The organism is Taibaiella sp. KBW10, from assembly GCF_003852495.1.
Classification (GTDB): Bacteria; Bacteroidota; Bacteroidia; order Chitinophagales; family Chitinophagaceae; genus Edaphocola.
The window spans coordinates 559,294-576,012 of the sequence record NZ_QAJI01000001.1; the positions used below are offsets into that span (position 1 = coordinate 559,294).

The window sequence follows — 16,719 nt, forward strand, 5'->3', positions numbered from 1 at the left end:
AATGAAACAAAAAAGTACCGCATTCGGAATCAAAGCAGGCCTTATTATTGCTGCATTATATGTACTCTTACTTTGGATAAAATTTACCTTTTTAAGTTATAATCCTTTCGTATTTTATCTGGGAGGCTTTATCTCTTATTTCCTGATTATTGCTGCGCTCATCATCGCTGCAGTACAGAAAAGAAACCAGCAGGGTGGATATGCAGAAATTAAAGACTTGTTTCAACCTATCTTTATTGCTATCATTTTTGCGGAGATCGCCTATTTATTATTTACTTATTTTTACCTCAACTATATTAACCCTACGTTCTTCCAAACGTATGAACAGGCCATGGATGCTTTTGCGCACAAAAACAAAATGAGTGCAGAAAAAATACAGGCTCAGGTAAATATGGTACGGGCACAAGCACAATCCAGCAAAGATTTTTGGGGTCTGGCCAAAGGCATTCTGGCCAGGTGGATCGTTATTGATAGTATTTTCGGATTGATGATTGCCTTTTTATTTAGAAAGAAAACGCCGCAACAGTTAATGGACATGCGTGTTTTGGATCAAAAATTTTAAACCCTGAAAAGCGTGTTAGACCTATCTGTAGTAATACCATTATTGAATGAAGAAGAATCGCTGCCCGAACTGGCGGCGTGGATTGCGCGCGTAGCGCAGGAGCATCATTACACTTACGAAATTGTATTTGTAGATGATGGTAGTACGGACTCCAGCTGGGAGGTGATCCAACAACTAAGCCAGACCAATCGCAATATAAAGGGCATAAAATTCCAGCGTAATTATGGGAAAAGTGCTGCTTTAAACGAAGGGTTTAAAGCAACCAGCGGCGAGGTGGTGATTACGATGGATGCTGATCTTCAGGATAGCCCGGATGAAATTCCGGAGTTTATGGAGATGATCAGAAATCAAAAGTATAACCTGGTGAGCGGATGGAAGAAAAAGCGTTTTGATAATAAATTGACCAAAAACCTGCCTTCTAAATTTTTCAATGGGGTGACCAGCAAAATGTCCGGTATTAAACTCAATGACTTTAACTGCGGCCTTAAAGCATATAATTATAAGGTCATAAAAAGTATAGAAATATACGGAGAAATGCACCGTTACATTCCTGTGTTGGCCAAAAATGCCGGCTTTCATAATATTGGAGAAAAAGTGGTGCAGCATCAGGCACGAAAATACGGGGTTTCTAAATTTGGATGGAACCGTTTCGTAAACGGTTTCCTTGATTTACTAACCGTACAGTTCATCGGTAAATTTGCTAAGCGACCGATGCACTTCTTTGGGCTTCTTGGTGCCATTTTGTTTTTCATCGGTTTCTTGTTTGTCTCCTATATGTCGATATGCAAGTTTATCTGGTGGGAAAATTATGCAGTGTCCAACAGGCCTCCGTTTTATATTTCATTAACCTTTATTATCATGGGTACGATGTTCTTTTTGTCCGGCTATCTGGCAGAACTGATTGTCCGTAATGCACCCGAGCGTAATCACTATTATATTGACGAAAAATTAGGACTATAAGCTCCTGTGAGATGGCTATATTTGCCAATACTCCAAAATAAACCCGTTATGGCACAAAAAAGGTTAGCAATATTAGGTTCTACCGGTTCTATCGGAACACAGGCTTTAGAAATTGTGGATGCCCATCCGCAACTCTTTGCTGTGGAAATATTAAGTGCCCATACGAACAGTAAACTAATTATCGAGCAGGCGATCAAATACAAGCCGAATGCGGTTGTGATTACCGATGCGAAAGCATATGCATTGGTCAAACAAGCTTTAGACCATAGTGATATAAAAGTATTTGAAGGCCATCAGGCACTCAATGAGGTGGTACAATGGGATACGGTGGACTTTGTTTTAGCTGCTATTGTAGGCTATGCAGGGCTGCACTCTACCCTATCAGCCATCCGGGCCGGTAAAACGATAGGCCTTGCCAATAAAGAAACCCTGGTGGTAGCCGGAGCGCTTGTTATGCAACTTGCTGCTGAAAAGAATGTCTCCATTATCCCGGTGGACAGTGAGCATTCTGCTATTTTCCAATGTTTGGTCGGCGAGCGTGTAGACAGTATCGAAAAAATCATTCTTACGGCCAGCGGTGGCCCGTTCTTAGGCAAAAAACCTAATTTCCTGGTGAATGTAAAGAAGGCCCATGCCCTACAACACCCCAACTGGACAATGGGTGCCAAAATATCTATAGACTCCGCTACTTTAATGAATAAAGGGCTGGAAATGATTGAAGCAAAATGGTTGTTTGGCTTAAAGAATGAGCAAATCGAAGTAGTGGTACACCCACAATCAATTATCCATTCTTTAGTACAATTTAACGATGGCTCACTCAAAGCGCAAATGGGCCTGCCGGATATGAAACTCCCGATACAATACGCCTTGGGCTTTCCCAAACGTATTGCGAATGATTTTCCGCGGTTTCTTTTCAAAAACTACAATACCCTTACGTTTGAAGATCCTGATGTAAAAACCTTCCGGAATTTACAGTTAGCCACACAGGCGATGCATAAAAGTGGCAATATGCCTTGCGTATTAAATGCAGCCAATGAAGTAGTGGTTACCGCTTTTATCAATAATAAAGTAGGCTTCCTTGAGATGAGTGATATTATTGAACAAACAATGGAGCAATTACCTTTTATCGAAAACCCCAATATAGAAGAATTAATCGCTTCTGATCTTGAAGCGCGGCTGTTTGCAGAACAACTGCTTCAAAATAATGACTACTAACTAAGCCCTATTTATAAACACAAATTACCAGATAACATTTCCTCATGAGCGGACTTTGGGTGCAGATTGCACAATTTTTCGTGGCGCTTTCCCTCTTAATCGTATTACACGAGGGCGGCCACTTTTTCTTTGCGAGATTATTTAAAACGCGTGTAGAAAAATTTTACCTCTTCTTCGATTTCCTATTCCCTTTTAGTAATGTCCTGCCCTTCTCTCTTTGGAAAAAGAAAAAAGGCGATACGGAATATGGCATTGGCTGGTTTCCCCTGGGCGGTTATGTAAAAATTGCCGGTATGGTAGATGAGAGTATGGATAAGGAGCAGATGGCCAAGCCACCGGAACCTTGGGAATTCAGAAGTAAAAAACCGTGGCAACGCCTGCTCATCATGCTAGGCGGTATTATTGTCAATATCCTTACGGCTTTCCTGATCTATGCAATGATTCTGTTTGTATGGGGTGAAAAGAAGCTCCCGATGTCGGAATTGAGAAATGGTATTGAAGTAGCGGATAGCTTAGCTTATCAATTAGGCTTTAAAGATGGCGATATCATTAAAAAAGTAAACAGCGAGGACCTGGTTTATTATAATGACCTGATGCCAAAAATGCTGTATGCGCAAACGGTTACAGTAAGCCGTAGTGGTAAGGATACAACCTTTGGGCTTCCGGTTAATTTTGTAGAGCAGCTGGTTGATAATAAAAGCAAAATGTTGTTTGCAGTACCTTTTCCTGCAGCAATCAAGGAGGTGACTCCCGATAAAAATGCAGCAAAGGCAGGTTTACTAGCCCAGGACAAGATTCTTAGTGTAGCCGGCACGCCTACCCACACGGTTATCGAGTTCAAAAAAGCATTACAATTACATAAAGGCAATATCGTTCCGATAAGCGTGGAAAGAAAGGGGACGATTACCTCCTTAAATACGGCGATTGCTGCCGATGGTACCATCGGTATTGAATTAAACTTACCTTCCAATAATGAGGAGCTTGCTAAAATGAGCAATCTCAAAATGGAAGTCAAAAAATACGGTTTCTTTGAAGCCATTCCGGCAGGCATGGTAATGGCCAAAAACAAAATCGGCGATTACTTGGGTCAGTTTAAATTGATCTTCAATCCTAAAACCGGTGCTTATAAAGGTGTGGGCGGTTTTGATTCCATGCGTAAAATATTCCCGGAAGAATGGCACTGGCAGTCATTCTGGAACATCACAGCCTTTATTTCCCTGGCGCTGGCCATTATGAATTTATTGCCGATTCCGGGACTGGATGGAGGTTATGTAATGTTTACCCTTTGGGAGATGATTACCGGCCGAAAACCTAATGAGAAATTCCTGGAAATCGTTACGACGATCGGGCTGGTACTGTTGCTGATCCTTATGGTTGCAGTAAACGCAAACGATATACTCAAGTATTTCAAATAAATGATCCTTAAACTGTTTTAGAAAAGGTAGCCTGTACAGGCTACCTTTTTATATTTACGCATTCTTACATGGGAATTGACTATTTTTGCAGTCCCTAAAATTCTTGGCATTGAATACAGTATTGGCATTAATCAAAAAAGACATACTGCTGGAATGGCGGCAAAAACACACTTTCTTTAGCGTGTTATTATATGTGAGCTGTACCGTATTTGTAATCTACATGATGGCGGCACAACCGGAAACAAAGGTGTGGAATGCCCTCTTCTGGATCGCAGAACTTTTTGTTACGGTGAATACCGTTGCGAAGAGTTTTCTACAGGAAAACACAGCGCGCAACCGATATTATTTTACGATCGTACCTCCGGTTAAATACCTATTGGCCAAAATGATCTACAGCATCATTTTAATGCTTGTTATTTCACTTTTATCACTTGGGCTGTTTAATATCCTTCTGGGCTACAAACTGCTTCGTCCGGGTATGTTTATTGCAGTAGTTTGCTTAGGGGCCAGTTGTCTTTCCGTCTTGTTTACCTTTCTATCGGCCATCGCAGCACAAGCCAAGCAGAATGCAGCATTAATGGCTATTATGGGCTTCCCTATTGCGATTGTGATGTTGATGATGTTGAGTAAACTGGCAAATGCGGCCTTATCGAATGTTTTACAGGAAGGCTGGGGAACGCTTATCGCTGTTATGGCCGGTATGAATTTCCTGATCTTAGGGATTGGCGTTATCCTTTTCCCTTTCTTATGGAAAGAGTAAAGAATTATTGTCTCTTGCTATTTTAGACCCCTCCTATCGTCGGAATGACAAATAAAATGTATGGTTTCATTCTATAATTAGGTAGCTATCCTGGTTATTAGAAATTTTTTATTTGCCAGAAGCAATAGTCAACAAAATGCACAAAGATGCTTTTATTTCCGACATGCACATCATCAATTAAATGATATAAAAAAGGGCTGTGAATATGATTCACAGCCCTTTTTCGTGCATTGACGAATTAATATCTTAGAATGCAAAACCTAATCTAACACCAGTAACGATACCAGGTGTAAAAGCAGATTCTTTACCTGTAGACTTGCTTGTAACAGTCGTAGTTACATTGTTCAATGTTTGCGTAGTTTCAGTTTCTCCAAATTTAGTAGAAGAATATCCTAAACCAGCTTCAACACCTAAGTATACATTTTTAGCGATGTAGTAATCAGCACCAACTACTGCACGGAAACCTAAAGTTGTGTTGTTCAAATTTTTAGATTCAAACGTGTAGTTATTCAAGTAAGTAATACCTGATGTTGCATTTTCACCATTGCTATGGTTGCTTGTGTTACCAACAATGAAATCGGCAGCTACATAAGGAGATAATCTTCTTGTACCGGCAAAGTGTTTTTCTACACCGATGTTGAATAATACTGTTGTATTACGTGTTTTTACGAATCCTTCTTCAGAACCAGTACCGTAAGCAAAAGTTTTAGAAGATTCGTTAGCGATGTTAGCACCTAATCTGATAGCTAAATCATCTTTTACGAAATAACGGAAACGTAACATACCTGCATTGTTGTTCAGGTTTAAAGCCGTGTTGCCTAAGCCACCTGCAATACCTAATTCAGAAGTTACATTACCAGCGTGAGGTTTGAATGCTTCCATTTCGCCACGCTCAGCGCCCATCGCTCTGTAACGTTTTGCATCACGACCGGAATACATACCTCTTTCTGATTCTTGTGCGTTTGCGGCTAATGTAAATACAGTTAAGCCAACAATTGTCATTAATTTTTTCATGAAATCAATTATTATAATGAATTTTAAAAGTGGTGCAAGTTACTGATTAATGCCAATACTTTGACACTTTTTGACTATTTGTCGAAATAAATTATTGTTAAATCAGAAACAAGCTGTTTAGCACAACTACTTGAAAAGCATAACTTTCATTGCGTTTTTCAAGTAGTTCTACCTGGAATAATCGAGTGGATTCCCTTATTGCTTTACGATTCGCTCTATGATAGATTTTTGTCCATAGATTAATTGGATAAAGTATACACCGGCCGGGGCATCTGAAAGATCGAAAGCCCATTCCGTACCGGTTACTTTTGTTTTTTGTATCACTTTACCGGCAACAGAACTAATCGTAATGGCTGCATCCTGCACCGGATTATTGCATTGCATCTTGAATATTCCATTTGAAGGATTTGGTATCAGGCTCATCGTAAGTGCCTCGGTTTGCACTGCATTCGCTTTTGCAGCAAATGGCCCTATTACCAACTGAGGACGTATAAAGACATCCTTTGTAAGTTGTTTATTAACACCGCACAGATTCACATCGGCCTTAACCGTTACTGTTTGTCCGAAGCTTCCAGGTGGCAGAAAATTAAAATTTGTATAAAAATAGGTATTGAACATTGTGCCCGAAGTATTGTAAAAATGCGTTTGGCTACTGTGCGAGGAGGACCATTGCGGCAAAGATGCGAAGGAACACGGCCAATTGTAATTAATTGGAGTAGAAGTTACTCCTTGAATATCAAAAAAACCGGCTTCATTCGGAAGCAGGGTATTTGGCCCATAGATCATCATATCGGGTGTCGTTACTGTAGTGGCCACATTATTTGTTGCTATGTTTTGGTTTTGCCATACCGCATGAGCACTCATCGTATTGGGGCCGGCACAAGAGACCGGAGTCAGCGTTATGGAATTAGCGGGCGGTGTAATTTCGATAACACTTGGTGCTGCTGCACCATTATACATCCAGGCATTGCTGGCAGGGTAAAATTTATATTTGCTTACAGTAGCATTAGTAGGATTCTGAACCGTAAAGGTAACGGCATTCTGACTACCACATGATCTTGTTGTTGCAGAAGCACTCAAGGTGAAAGTAGGCGCTTGCGGCGTCACATCAGTGATGGTAATCTTTCTGATTATGATCCATTGAGATGCTGCCGGATCGCTAAAACCAGGAATTGCACTAATAGCCAATGCACCATATCCCTGATTACCTATAGAATAATTGAACTGATGATTCAGAAAGGTATTTGTGAGTATCGGAGCGTTGGTTGCCGACGTGGCGGTAGATATGGAAGCGGCACCATTACACAGCGCGCTCGATCCATTGAAAGAGGCTAGTTCCAAATTTAAAGTAGGCACTTGATTATTTGTTATACCCGCAGCATTAACCGTAACCGTATATTGATGGTTAGGCAAAAAATTATATTGTATTTTGTATTGTGTACCGATAGGCGCACTATTTTGATACGTGCAAAATAAGGTTATCGGACTGTTGGCACTACCATATGTGGGCTGCCCTATGGTAGATTGGTGCACCACGCTATTAATGGTCGTTGGGCTTCCAAAGGCATTACATTGACTAGTACTCCAGGCTTGGTAATCAATTGTCGTGGTCTGTGCTACACATAGCGATGGGGACATTACAGCCACATAAATAAGCGGTTTCAACAAACGGCCAAAGATTGTTTTCATATGCATTTTTTTAAAAGTCAGAAAAGGGCAAATATCTTTAATAATCAGATAAAAACATAGCTTTCAAAAACATTTTTCTCTAAAAAGATAAATAATATTACCATGAAACAAAAAATGCAGGCAATACAATGCCCTGCGAAGCAAACACAATTATTCAGGACAACATTTAGGCAGTAGCTGGGTATTGATTAGTGATAAAAATGAGGGGTGATTATTATTTTTAAATTATAATATTGACTTGAAAACGGGAATACTAATAATAAGTACCATACCAATAATAACCTTTGCCGATATCAATTTCATGCTACATAAAGATTGTTATTATCGGCGCCATCTATGATTAGAGGAAGCTACAAATAATGGACATTTTGAAGCGGAGTGAGCTGTAAAGAGGAGTGACGGATGATACGGGCTTTCTTGTCTATATCATATTTATGAAAGAGACAGAATCATCAGAAGCATTTGTAATAAAACTACTACAAACATAAAATTTTAATGTGAAGTACATTTGCATCTCATAGCAAAAGCATTAATAGGATGTGAAGGCCCCTTTCCAGGGGCTTTATTTATGCCCCTAAGCATCATTGTTTATCAGATAGAGATTCTATGCCCCATGTACTGCAAATCGGCGGCAATTCTAAGCCTTTTTTATGGGCACGAAAGCTTCACAGAAAAAAGTTGAAGTATATTTTAAAAATAATATTTATTTCCTATTTTTGTTAAAAATTATTTTTTATGAAAAAACTATTGACTATCCTAACAGTAGGATTAATTTCCTTAACCAATTTTACTGTCTCTAATGCAGCTTCACTTACTCGGGAATCTTCTGGCGGAAGTCCTGGTCAATCAAAAGCATCGATTTGTACTAATCAAACATGTACTGGTTTAACAGATATGAATTTAGGTTCTAGCATATCAAAATTTGGGAATGCAGATGGTATGGCAATATCTTTTAGTTATAGTTTCTATCCGGGTTTTCAAACAATTTCTCTTGGACCTTCTGACATTGCAGCCATAAATAGTGCAACACCAGGAACATATGTAACATTTATTTTTCCCTCTGAACCATGCTTTAGAGTAAAAATTAAAGTTGGCGCTTCCCCGGGAAATTATCTTTATAATGTTTCCACAATTTGTCTGTAATTAGGTACCTCAACTGTCCTATTAATCTTTAGTGTATATTAAGTAAAGCCCCCGTATCATTATGGGGGCTTTATTATTTAAGCTAAACATGTGCCGATTCTTTGTAATCAAACTACTACACGTTGGAAAAATCTATCTAAAGTACATTTGTCCCTCATAGTAGACACATATAGGATGTGAAGGCCCCTGTCTAGGGGCTTTATTTATTCCCCAATCATCATTGTTTGTTAGACAGCGCTATCTATGCCACATGTACTACAAATCGGCATTTATTCTGTTCCCGTCAGAATTCACCGGCCGCTGCATAGAGACACTTAGCCCTATTGTACCATTATTTGAATTCTGAACTAACTTATTCTTTCTTTGTCGCCACCTGAACTGATAATATGTTCAGACCACATACAAATTTACATACGCATTCACATACAAATGCCAAGATCTTTATAGCTATTTAAGAATAGTAGAGGAGCTTTTGATTATTTGATCATCACAATTGTAACGTAATTATTGGGCATAAAAAAAAGCGCAACTTTCGTTGCGCTTTCCGAGTAGTTCTACCTGGATTCGAACCAAGACAAACAGAACCAAAAACTGTTGTGCTACCATTACACCATAGAACTATCCGTTGTTCCCTTTTGGGAGTGCAAAGATAAAAACTTCATTTTTATTTTCCAAAAGTTTTTAGAAAAAAGTTGGAAAAATTTTTACCAAATGGATTTACAGGGTGCAAAAGCCCGACCAGCGATACGGTGCTCATCATAAAATAATTGCGCGCTTTTTTCACCTAAATAAAATAACAGAAAATATCAACAGATAAATTTTGATAGTATCGAAATTGCTGTAGTTGTATTAAGAGATTATTGTGGCCACAATATCCTTGCAGCAATCCGTTACTGAATCTATATTATAGCATTCTGTACGTCCCCTTGTCGTGCAAAAACCCGGAATATATATTTCCTTGCAGCCGGATACCCTGTTCAAACCATTACGATCGTTTCAATGGATTAGCAGACTACATTATCTTCTTATTATATATCACATAATATATAAATTAATGAAAATTAGTATTATATTTATACTATAATCTTTTTTCATGAAAAAACTCATTACAACATCACTACTTTTATCTTCAGCATTTTTACTGCACACCAATGAGGCTACCGCCCAGGTAGGTGTGGGAACGACTACGCCGCATGCTTCTGCTATGATGGATATTACCGCAACTGGCAAAGGTTTATTGATTCCCCGCATGACGCAGGCCAATCGTCCAGGATCCCCGACTACCGGCTTACTCATTTACCAGACCGACAATACACCCGGATTCTATGTGTATAATGGCACGGCCTGGACAGCAGTTACCAGTGCTGCATCCAGCCAGACGCCAATGGTTATCACCACCCGTGCGACATCACCCTATGTGGCGGGCAATCCGGCAATAGGCCCATTCTTCTTCAGCCCGGTATCTTATCAGACACCTCAGGCAAATCTTCACGAATCCAATACATCGGGGGCATCTTTAAACGGCACCACCGGTGCCACGAGCTTTATCGTACCTGCCGCATGTACGATTACCAAATTACGCTTAACCGCAAGGGTGATACCCGGTGGTGTTGCAACCGGTAATGCGAATGTAACGACTGTTACACTATTCAAGAACGGGGTAACGACCAATTTATTCGCGCAAATAACCAATCCTGTTGCCGTTGGTTCCTCCGCTACCAATCTGGCTACCGGTTCGGTTTCGTTAGCGGCGGGAGATGCTATCTCTTATCAATATACACAAACGAACCAGGAGCCAACGAATAGTTACACTATTGTATTAGAAGGGCAATAATCACGAAAATACATAACCATGAAAAAATTTATAATCTTACTTTGCCTTGCCGGTATTAGTGCATCGGGGCATGCGCAGTTGAGTATCGGATCTGCCGGCAGCCTGACCATTACGTCTGCGACAAGCTTCTATATCGAGGGACTGACCTTAAGCCCCTCGGCCAACCTCACCTTGCAGAATACCACAATTAATGTGTCTGCCACACCGGTCGCTATAGGAAGTGGCAATAGTATTGCCAGTGTGTATACTATTACTCCCGCACTGAGCTTTTCGGGAGCTATTGGTATTCGTTATACTGCAGGCCAGCTAAATAGCAACCAGGAAAATACGCTATCTATGGTTAAATCGGGAGCAACCAGCACATTTACTTCCGTACCCAGTAATACAGGCGGTACAGGTAGCTATTATGTAATGGCTTCCGGCCTGAGTAATGTACTGCTCAACAAAATAACGGCGACCAGCACCGCCGTGCCGTTACCCATTCATTACCAGAATATGCAAATAATCAATGCTTCTTCCTGCACCATGCAATTGAGCTGGCAAGCTGATGGCGCTAAGGCTTCTGATTTCAATATCGAACGCAGTGAGGATGGCAAGAATTTTCAGGAATTACCGGCCAGTGTATCACAGTCTGACAGAGATTTTAAGGCTATTGATCGGCAACCCTTACCCGGCCGGAATTTTTATCGCTTAGCGATTCGGGAAGCCGGTAGCCCGGTTTATTATAGTACTGTCCTTTCGGAAAACAATTCTTGCACGCAGAATCAGGCATTGATGATTTATCCTAATCCCGCAAAAGGAATGGCCACCCTATCTTTAGCGAATACTCCTTCCGAGCAGGTTACGATTAAGCTTACCGATTTGAGTGGCAAAGTGATCCGGAGCTTCCAAACGACCAAACAGGTTAGCATGCTACAATTTCAGGGTATTATACCGGGACATTATCTACTGCAGGTACAAAACGGCACTACAATACAAAACACGCCGATCATCTTACTGTAGGCCTACTAAATCGTTCTAAAAGATTTACTATAACAGAAAAGCACTCTNNAGAGTGCTTTTCTGTTATAGTACCTATATTAATCTTCCGCATAGCAGAAACAATCGTTTGTTATATGCGTATGCCAAATAAAATTACCAGATGAATTTATAGAGTACAAAAAGTAAGCCCAGCAAAACGGTTGCGATAATTACCCCTTTTGTGCTCTGATACGCTTTTCTATTTAAGAAATAATAGAAAGGCACCAGGTTCACAATCATGGCCAAGCTGATTGGCTTAGAAGCCGCAGAATAAGTGGGCTCTCCTTTAAAAAGGTTTAAATAAAAGGTCAATCCTACACTATTGTACATCAGAAAATAGACGAGCACCAATCCCAGTATAGAGAAGCCTAAACCGACTAGCAATCCGGCTACGGCATTATCTACGCCTTTCTTCTTTTTAGGTTTGTTAATATCATAAGGACTGTATTGATCCATGGGTTACTTTTTAAAGGTTTATAATTATTTACGTTTCATGTAACGCTCTATCTCATCTACGGTAATCGGAATACCTTTAAACAAATCGATACTGCCATTTTTAGTCAGCCAATAGTTGTTCTCGATGCGGATACCCATCTGTTCTTCTTCTATGTAAATACCCGGTTCTATCGTGAATAACATCCCTTCTTTTACCGGTTCATTACGGGTACCTAGATCATGTACATCCAGGCCCAAATGATGCCCGATACCATGATAGAAATATTTACGGTAGGCCGGATTTTCCGGATCCTGGTTCTTAATATCTGCTTTTGAGATCAGCCCGATTTTCACCAATTGCTTTTCCATCTCTACATTGACCTTTTCCATATAGTCAGCGTAATTGATCTTAGGTTTTAAGATCGAAACACAGTAGTTATGTACATTTAAACAAGCGTTGTACACTTCTGCCTGGCGCTTAGAGAATTTTCCATTGACCGGGATCGTACGGGACATGTCTGCGCAATAATTACCATACTCTGCACCGAAATCCATCAGGATCAATTCTCCGTCTTTACACTCCTGATTGTTCTCTACATAATGCAATACCCTTGCACGGTCGCCGCTGGCCAAAATACAGCCATAAGCGTGGCGCGTAGCACGGTTGCGAATAAACTCATGGGTAATTTCGGCTTCGATTTCCTGTTCGAAAATACCGGGTTTAATAAATTTCATCACCCTTAAGAACGCCTTATGCGTGATATCTACCGCTTCCTGCGTTACGGCAATTTCTTCTTTGGTTTTGATGGCCCGTACTTCCTTCATGATCACCGCAGCCCTTTCATATTTATGTAAAGGATATTGCTGTTGGATCTTTGCGACGAATTGCAAATCTGTTCTTAAAACGTTCCCTCTTCTATCGTTTTCATTCGTATCTAAATACACATATTCTGCATGATGCATCCATACCTGGATCATGGCTTCTATGCTATCTACATATTGCACATTTTTAATCCCTGATAATTCCGTTGCTTCGTCTTTGCGTAAAAGATGTCCGTTCCATTTTTCCAGCAGTTCATTAGGCCTTTGTATCACCAATACTTCTCTGGCCGCCGCATCTTTATTGTCGGGGTAAAGGATGACCATAGTCTGCTCCTGAGTAATCCCGGACAACCAGGTGATATTTGAATTGGCTTTGTAATTATATACAGCATCGCCATTCTCCGCAATCACGGGGTTTGCATTGAAAAGGGCAATACTATTAGGTTTCATCGCTTTTATGAAACGTTCTCTGTTCTTTTTATATAAAGCAGAATTGATGGGTAAATATTTCATTACGTAAACGCTTAAAAATTATTAATACGGTTGTAAAGGTAAGCATTAGCGATTATTTTAAAACAAAAGATTGGGGACATTTTACCCTTCATCGGTCTGTTGAATCGTATTTACTTTCACAGCGAAAAAGCGGCTCCTGTATACAGCCGGTTCTTAAGATAAGCCTTACAATATATTCTTCACAAAATCGTCCAGCTTATCCTGTTCCTGTAAGCCAAATCGCTTTTTTAAACGATAGCGGTTTTTCTTGACGCCCAAAATAGAGATCCCAAGCATATCGGCACATTCCTTATTATCAATATTTAATTTGATGAGCAAGCACTGCCGCTCTTCGGCCGGTGCCATATCGGGAAACTGAGCCCTTAGTTTATTGATAAAACCGGGATGCACTTTATCGAAATGAATCTTAAATTGCCGCCAGTCGTCTTCCGTTAATATTTTAAATTGATACAGTTCGCTCAGGGTTTCCGAATCCTGAACCTGAAGGGTTTGCGCCGTACTCAATTGTACCAGTTTTGTCTCCAGCTCATCAATAAATTTATTTTTTGATATAATGCTTTCGGTAAAATGAAGTAAATCCTTTTCGTTTCCTTCTAATTCGCGCCTGATCTGCTCTATTTCCAGTTTATTCTTCCGGTTACGGCTGTGTTGTAATAGAATAATTAATGCGCCGATACCCGCCGCTACAATAAACAAGAGCAGATAGATGATTTTCCAGGTCGTATTTATCTTTTGCTCATAATTCAATTGCTGAATACGCTGCTGCTTTTGATTCGTCTCATATTTAATATTCAGCTCGTCTATTATTTTTGTCTTGTCTTGGTTGTATAAAGAATCGCTGGACGCTTTATATTGTTGATAATAATCCAGTGCTTTGGCAAATTGCTGCTCTTTTTTGTATATGCTGTACAGCTTTCGACAGGCATTAGACAAGGCGCCCATCTGGCCCTTATTCCGGGCCTCGGTAATCACCCCTTCCAACATTCGCACCGCAGCTTCTGTATGACCGGTCATCCATAAGCAGGTCGCCAGGTTTTGTTTGATAATCGGTAATTGACGGATGTCGCCGGATGCTTCCATCAAGCTCAGTGCCTCTGTAAGGACGGCTTGTGCCTCCTGCCATTTTTCAGATGCCATATAAGGCAAGGACAGATTATTCAGGCTTTCGGCTATATCATGCTGATCCCCTATTTCCCTACGGAGTTGCAGGGAAGATTGTGCAAACTCGATTGCTTGCGGATAGGCTTTAATATTGTAATATAAGGTCGACAAAATCGATTCATTATACGCAATCATAGCCCTGTTCTCGTTTCTTTTATAATATGTCCTGCATTCAAGGGCCGTCTCGATGGCTTTCACATAGTTTTTCTGATAATGATAATCAATGGACAAATCGCTTTTTATACGATATATACTGGCAGAATCTTTTGCGGCTTCATACAGGGCTAAGGCCTTATAGTGGTAGATAACCGCATCTTTGTAGGCTGCTCTGTAGATAAAATTTGTAGCCAGTCCCGAATACACATCCGCCAAATCAGCAGGGCTGTTTATCTTTTGGTATATCGCCGCCGCCGCTTCAAAAAAAAGGGTTGCTGTGTCATATTTCGATAAATAATTATAATAGTATCCTCTTGTTTTTGCCAGTAAGCCTTTTGCAGGCAAACTTCCGGGATTCATACTATCGTAATAAGAGATATGCTGCAACAACAATCCATACTTATTTTCAGCACTCATCGATTGTGCCAGGGCTTCATACAAGCTATCTATAGTCTTTGCATTAAAGGCTTCGATACGGGCATATGTCTTTTCCACATCTGTAGTATCCAATACAAAAGTACCCGGGGCAGGAGAATCCATCGCCTGCTCTTGCTTGCGCTTACAGGCACTCAACCAAAGAATACAAATAAGAATCAGAAAGCGGCTGGCTTGTCTTAACGGCACGTAAAATCGTTTAGAAAAATAATGAGGAGATACAAAAAAAGATAAAAAACAACTGACAATCAACATTATACAAAAATGTCTACCTATCTGTCTCCGCAAAAGTAAACAACTTTTTCATGATTGTCGCCCTTTCTGTAGCCCCCTATATGCCAACCCCTGTAGGCACCCGGGAAGTCTTACCAGCAAACGCTGCAAAGCATAATTTATAATCAATCAAAAAAAATGAAGATGAACAAAATGAGACTCGCTTTATTGTCGCTTGCAATTTCTGCAACGCAAATTTCTTACGCCCAAATCACCAGTCCGGCCCCCTATTGTGCTGCCGGTTATGATGACGGCTTTATGCCCGTGCCCCATTATATCTCCAATGTAAAGCTGGGCGCTTTGAATAATACGAGCGGCACGACACAATACTCTGGTGTACACTATGCCTATTATAACACTGTAACGGCTCCTGCACTGATCAAGGGCAATAGCTATCCTCTTTCGATAACACATGATGGTGGCGTAACGATACACTTTGTAGCAGTGTATATTGATTTTAATCATAATAACAGTTTCGGAGATCCGGGAGAAAGGGTACTGCAACAAACCATTAATAACAACAGTGTAACCAATCCGTCGATGGCCAATATTACGATTCCTGCGACGGCCGCTACCGGCATTACCCGTATGCGCGTTATGGTATTTGAGGATGATGAATACACGTTTGTACCCGGCACTAATGCCACACCCTGTACTGCCGATGCAGGTGGTTCTTTTGACTGGGGAGAAACAGAAGACTATAATGTAAATATTACGGGTAGCAGCACCGGAACAAGCCCTGTCGCTGCTTTTACGGTCAATGCCACAACAGGTAGTACAAATACCATCTTTAGCTTTACCGATAATAGCACAAACAATCCATCGGCCAGAAGCTGGAGCTTTAGCCCCAACAATGTCAGCTATCAGGCTGGCGGCAGCGCGACTACAACAAACCCAAGTGTTTTATTTACAACTGCGGGTGTTTATACCGTAAAACTTAAGGTCAGCAATGCTTCCGGCAGCGACTCTATGATTAAAACAGACTATATAACCGTAAGTGAGCCGAGCGCCTTAAGGGACCTTAGCCTTGCTCCAACAATGATGTCGCATCCTAATCCGGCAAAAGATTATCTCAATATCAATCCGGAGTTCAAAGGATCTGTGATCAGCATCACAGATGTACAGGGAAGAACCTTGTTTAGCACTCCAGCCCTGCAGCATACCAGCATCGATCTCCGCAATATCCCTGCAGGTCTTTATTTTCTGCGTATTATGCAAGAGCAGCATGTTTATGTACAAAAGATATCCATTCAGAAATAAGCATAAATAAAAAAACTTGTCCAAACCACCTGCGGGATGATCAGTTGATCAT

The 16,719-nt window shown here is 40.6% G+C and carries 14 protein-coding genes and 1 tRNA gene; 9 read left to right on the top strand and 6 right to left on the bottom strand.

Annotated elements, in window-relative coordinates; genetic code table 11:
- Position 1: 1 nt before the first annotated feature.
- From DBR32_RS02450 to DBR32_RS02470, 5 genes are all read left to right on the top strand, one after another.
- Positions 2-562: a DUF4199 domain-containing protein gene (locus DBR32_RS02450; protein ID WP_124634690.1), complete on the top strand. Its 561-nt coding sequence runs from the start codon at positions 2-4 to the stop codon at positions 560-562.
- Positions 563-574: 12 nt separating this feature from the next.
- Positions 575-1,522, top strand: a complete 948-nt coding sequence (locus DBR32_RS02455; RefSeq protein ID WP_124634691.1) for a glycosyltransferase family 2 protein — start codon at positions 575-577, stop codon at positions 1,520-1,522.
- Positions 1,523-1,570: 48 nt separating this feature from the next.
- The gene (locus tag DBR32_RS02460; protein WP_124634692.1) at positions 1,571-2,737 is read left to right on the top strand and encodes a 1-deoxy-D-xylulose-5-phosphate reductoisomerase; all 1,167 of its coding nucleotides are present in this window, start codon (positions 1,571-1,573) and stop codon (positions 2,735-2,737) included.
- A 44-nt stretch (positions 2,738-2,781) separates the two neighbouring features.
- Positions 2,782-4,152: an RIP metalloprotease RseP gene (rseP, locus tag DBR32_RS02465; protein ID WP_124634693.1), complete on the top strand. Its 1,371-nt coding sequence runs from the start codon at positions 2,782-2,784 to the stop codon at positions 4,150-4,152.
- Positions 4,153-4,261: 109 nt separating this feature from the next.
- Complete coding sequence (locus DBR32_RS02470; protein WP_233559643.1) at positions 4,262-4,912, top strand: heme exporter protein CcmB; 651 nt, start codon at positions 4,262-4,264, stop codon at positions 4,910-4,912.
- A gap of 246 nt (positions 4,913-5,158) precedes the next feature.
- Here DBR32_RS02470 and DBR32_RS02475 read toward each other — a convergent pair whose 3' ends face one another.
- The gene (locus tag DBR32_RS02475; protein WP_124634695.1) at positions 5,159-5,926 is read right to left on the bottom strand and encodes a hypothetical protein; all 768 of its coding nucleotides are present in this window, start codon (positions 5,924-5,926) and stop codon (positions 5,159-5,161) included.
- Positions 5,927-6,121: 195 nt separating this feature from the next.
- The gene (locus DBR32_RS02480) at positions 6,122-7,615 is read right to left on the bottom strand and encodes a T9SS type A sorting domain-containing protein (RefSeq protein WP_158605884.1); all 1,494 of its coding nucleotides are present in this window, start codon (positions 7,613-7,615) and stop codon (positions 6,122-6,124) included.
- A gap of 735 nt (positions 7,616-8,350) precedes the next feature.
- On the opposite strand from DBR32_RS02480, the gene DBR32_RS02485 reads away from it, so the two are divergent.
- The gene (locus DBR32_RS02485) at positions 8,351-8,758 is read left to right on the top strand and encodes a hypothetical protein (protein WP_124634697.1); all 408 of its coding nucleotides are present in this window, start codon (positions 8,351-8,353) and stop codon (positions 8,756-8,758) included.
- Between the two features lie 549 nt (positions 8,759-9,307).
- Here DBR32_RS02485 and DBR32_RS02490 read toward each other — a convergent pair.
- A tRNA-Gln gene (locus tag DBR32_RS02490) sits at positions 9,308-9,378 on the bottom strand.
- 473 nt (positions 9,379-9,851) lie between these two features.
- Here DBR32_RS02490 and DBR32_RS02495 point away from each other — a divergent pair.
- The gene (locus DBR32_RS02495; RefSeq protein ID WP_124634698.1) at positions 9,852-10,592 is read left to right on the top strand and encodes a hypothetical protein; all 741 of its coding nucleotides are present in this window, start codon (positions 9,852-9,854) and stop codon (positions 10,590-10,592) included.
- An 18-nt stretch (positions 10,593-10,610) separates the two neighbouring features.
- On the top strand, positions 10,611-11,594 hold the full coding sequence (locus DBR32_RS02500) for a T9SS type A sorting domain-containing protein (RefSeq protein ID WP_124634699.1): 984 nt from the start codon (positions 10,611-10,613) through the stop codon (positions 11,592-11,594).
- A 132-nt stretch (positions 11,595-11,726) separates the two neighbouring features.
- Here the strand turns inward: DBR32_RS02500 and DBR32_RS02505 are convergent, their stop codons facing one another.
- From DBR32_RS02505 to DBR32_RS02515, 3 genes are all read right to left on the bottom strand, one after another.
- On the bottom strand, positions 11,727-12,068 hold the full coding sequence (locus DBR32_RS02505; protein ID WP_124634700.1) for a hypothetical protein: 342 nt from the start codon (positions 12,066-12,068) through the stop codon (positions 11,727-11,729).
- Between the two features lie 24 nt (positions 12,069-12,092).
- Positions 12,093-13,382 (bottom strand): aminopeptidase P family protein, encoded by a 1,290-nt coding sequence (locus DBR32_RS02510; RefSeq protein WP_124634701.1) that lies wholly within the window; start codon positions 13,380-13,382, stop codon positions 12,093-12,095.
- Between the two features lie 165 nt (positions 13,383-13,547).
- Positions 13,548-15,323 carry a tetratricopeptide repeat protein gene (locus tag DBR32_RS02515; protein WP_158605885.1) on the bottom strand — a complete coding sequence of 592 codons (1,776 nt, stop codon included), beginning with the start codon at positions 15,321-15,323 and terminating at the stop codon, positions 13,548-13,550.
- Between the two features lie 228 nt (positions 15,324-15,551).
- Between DBR32_RS02515 and DBR32_RS02520 the strand changes: the two genes are divergently transcribed.
- Positions 15,552-16,667 (top strand): GEVED domain-containing protein, encoded by a 1,116-nt coding sequence (locus DBR32_RS02520; RefSeq protein ID WP_158605886.1) that lies wholly within the window; start codon positions 15,552-15,554, stop codon positions 16,665-16,667.
- The last annotated feature ends 52 nt before the right edge of the window (positions 16,668-16,719 follow it).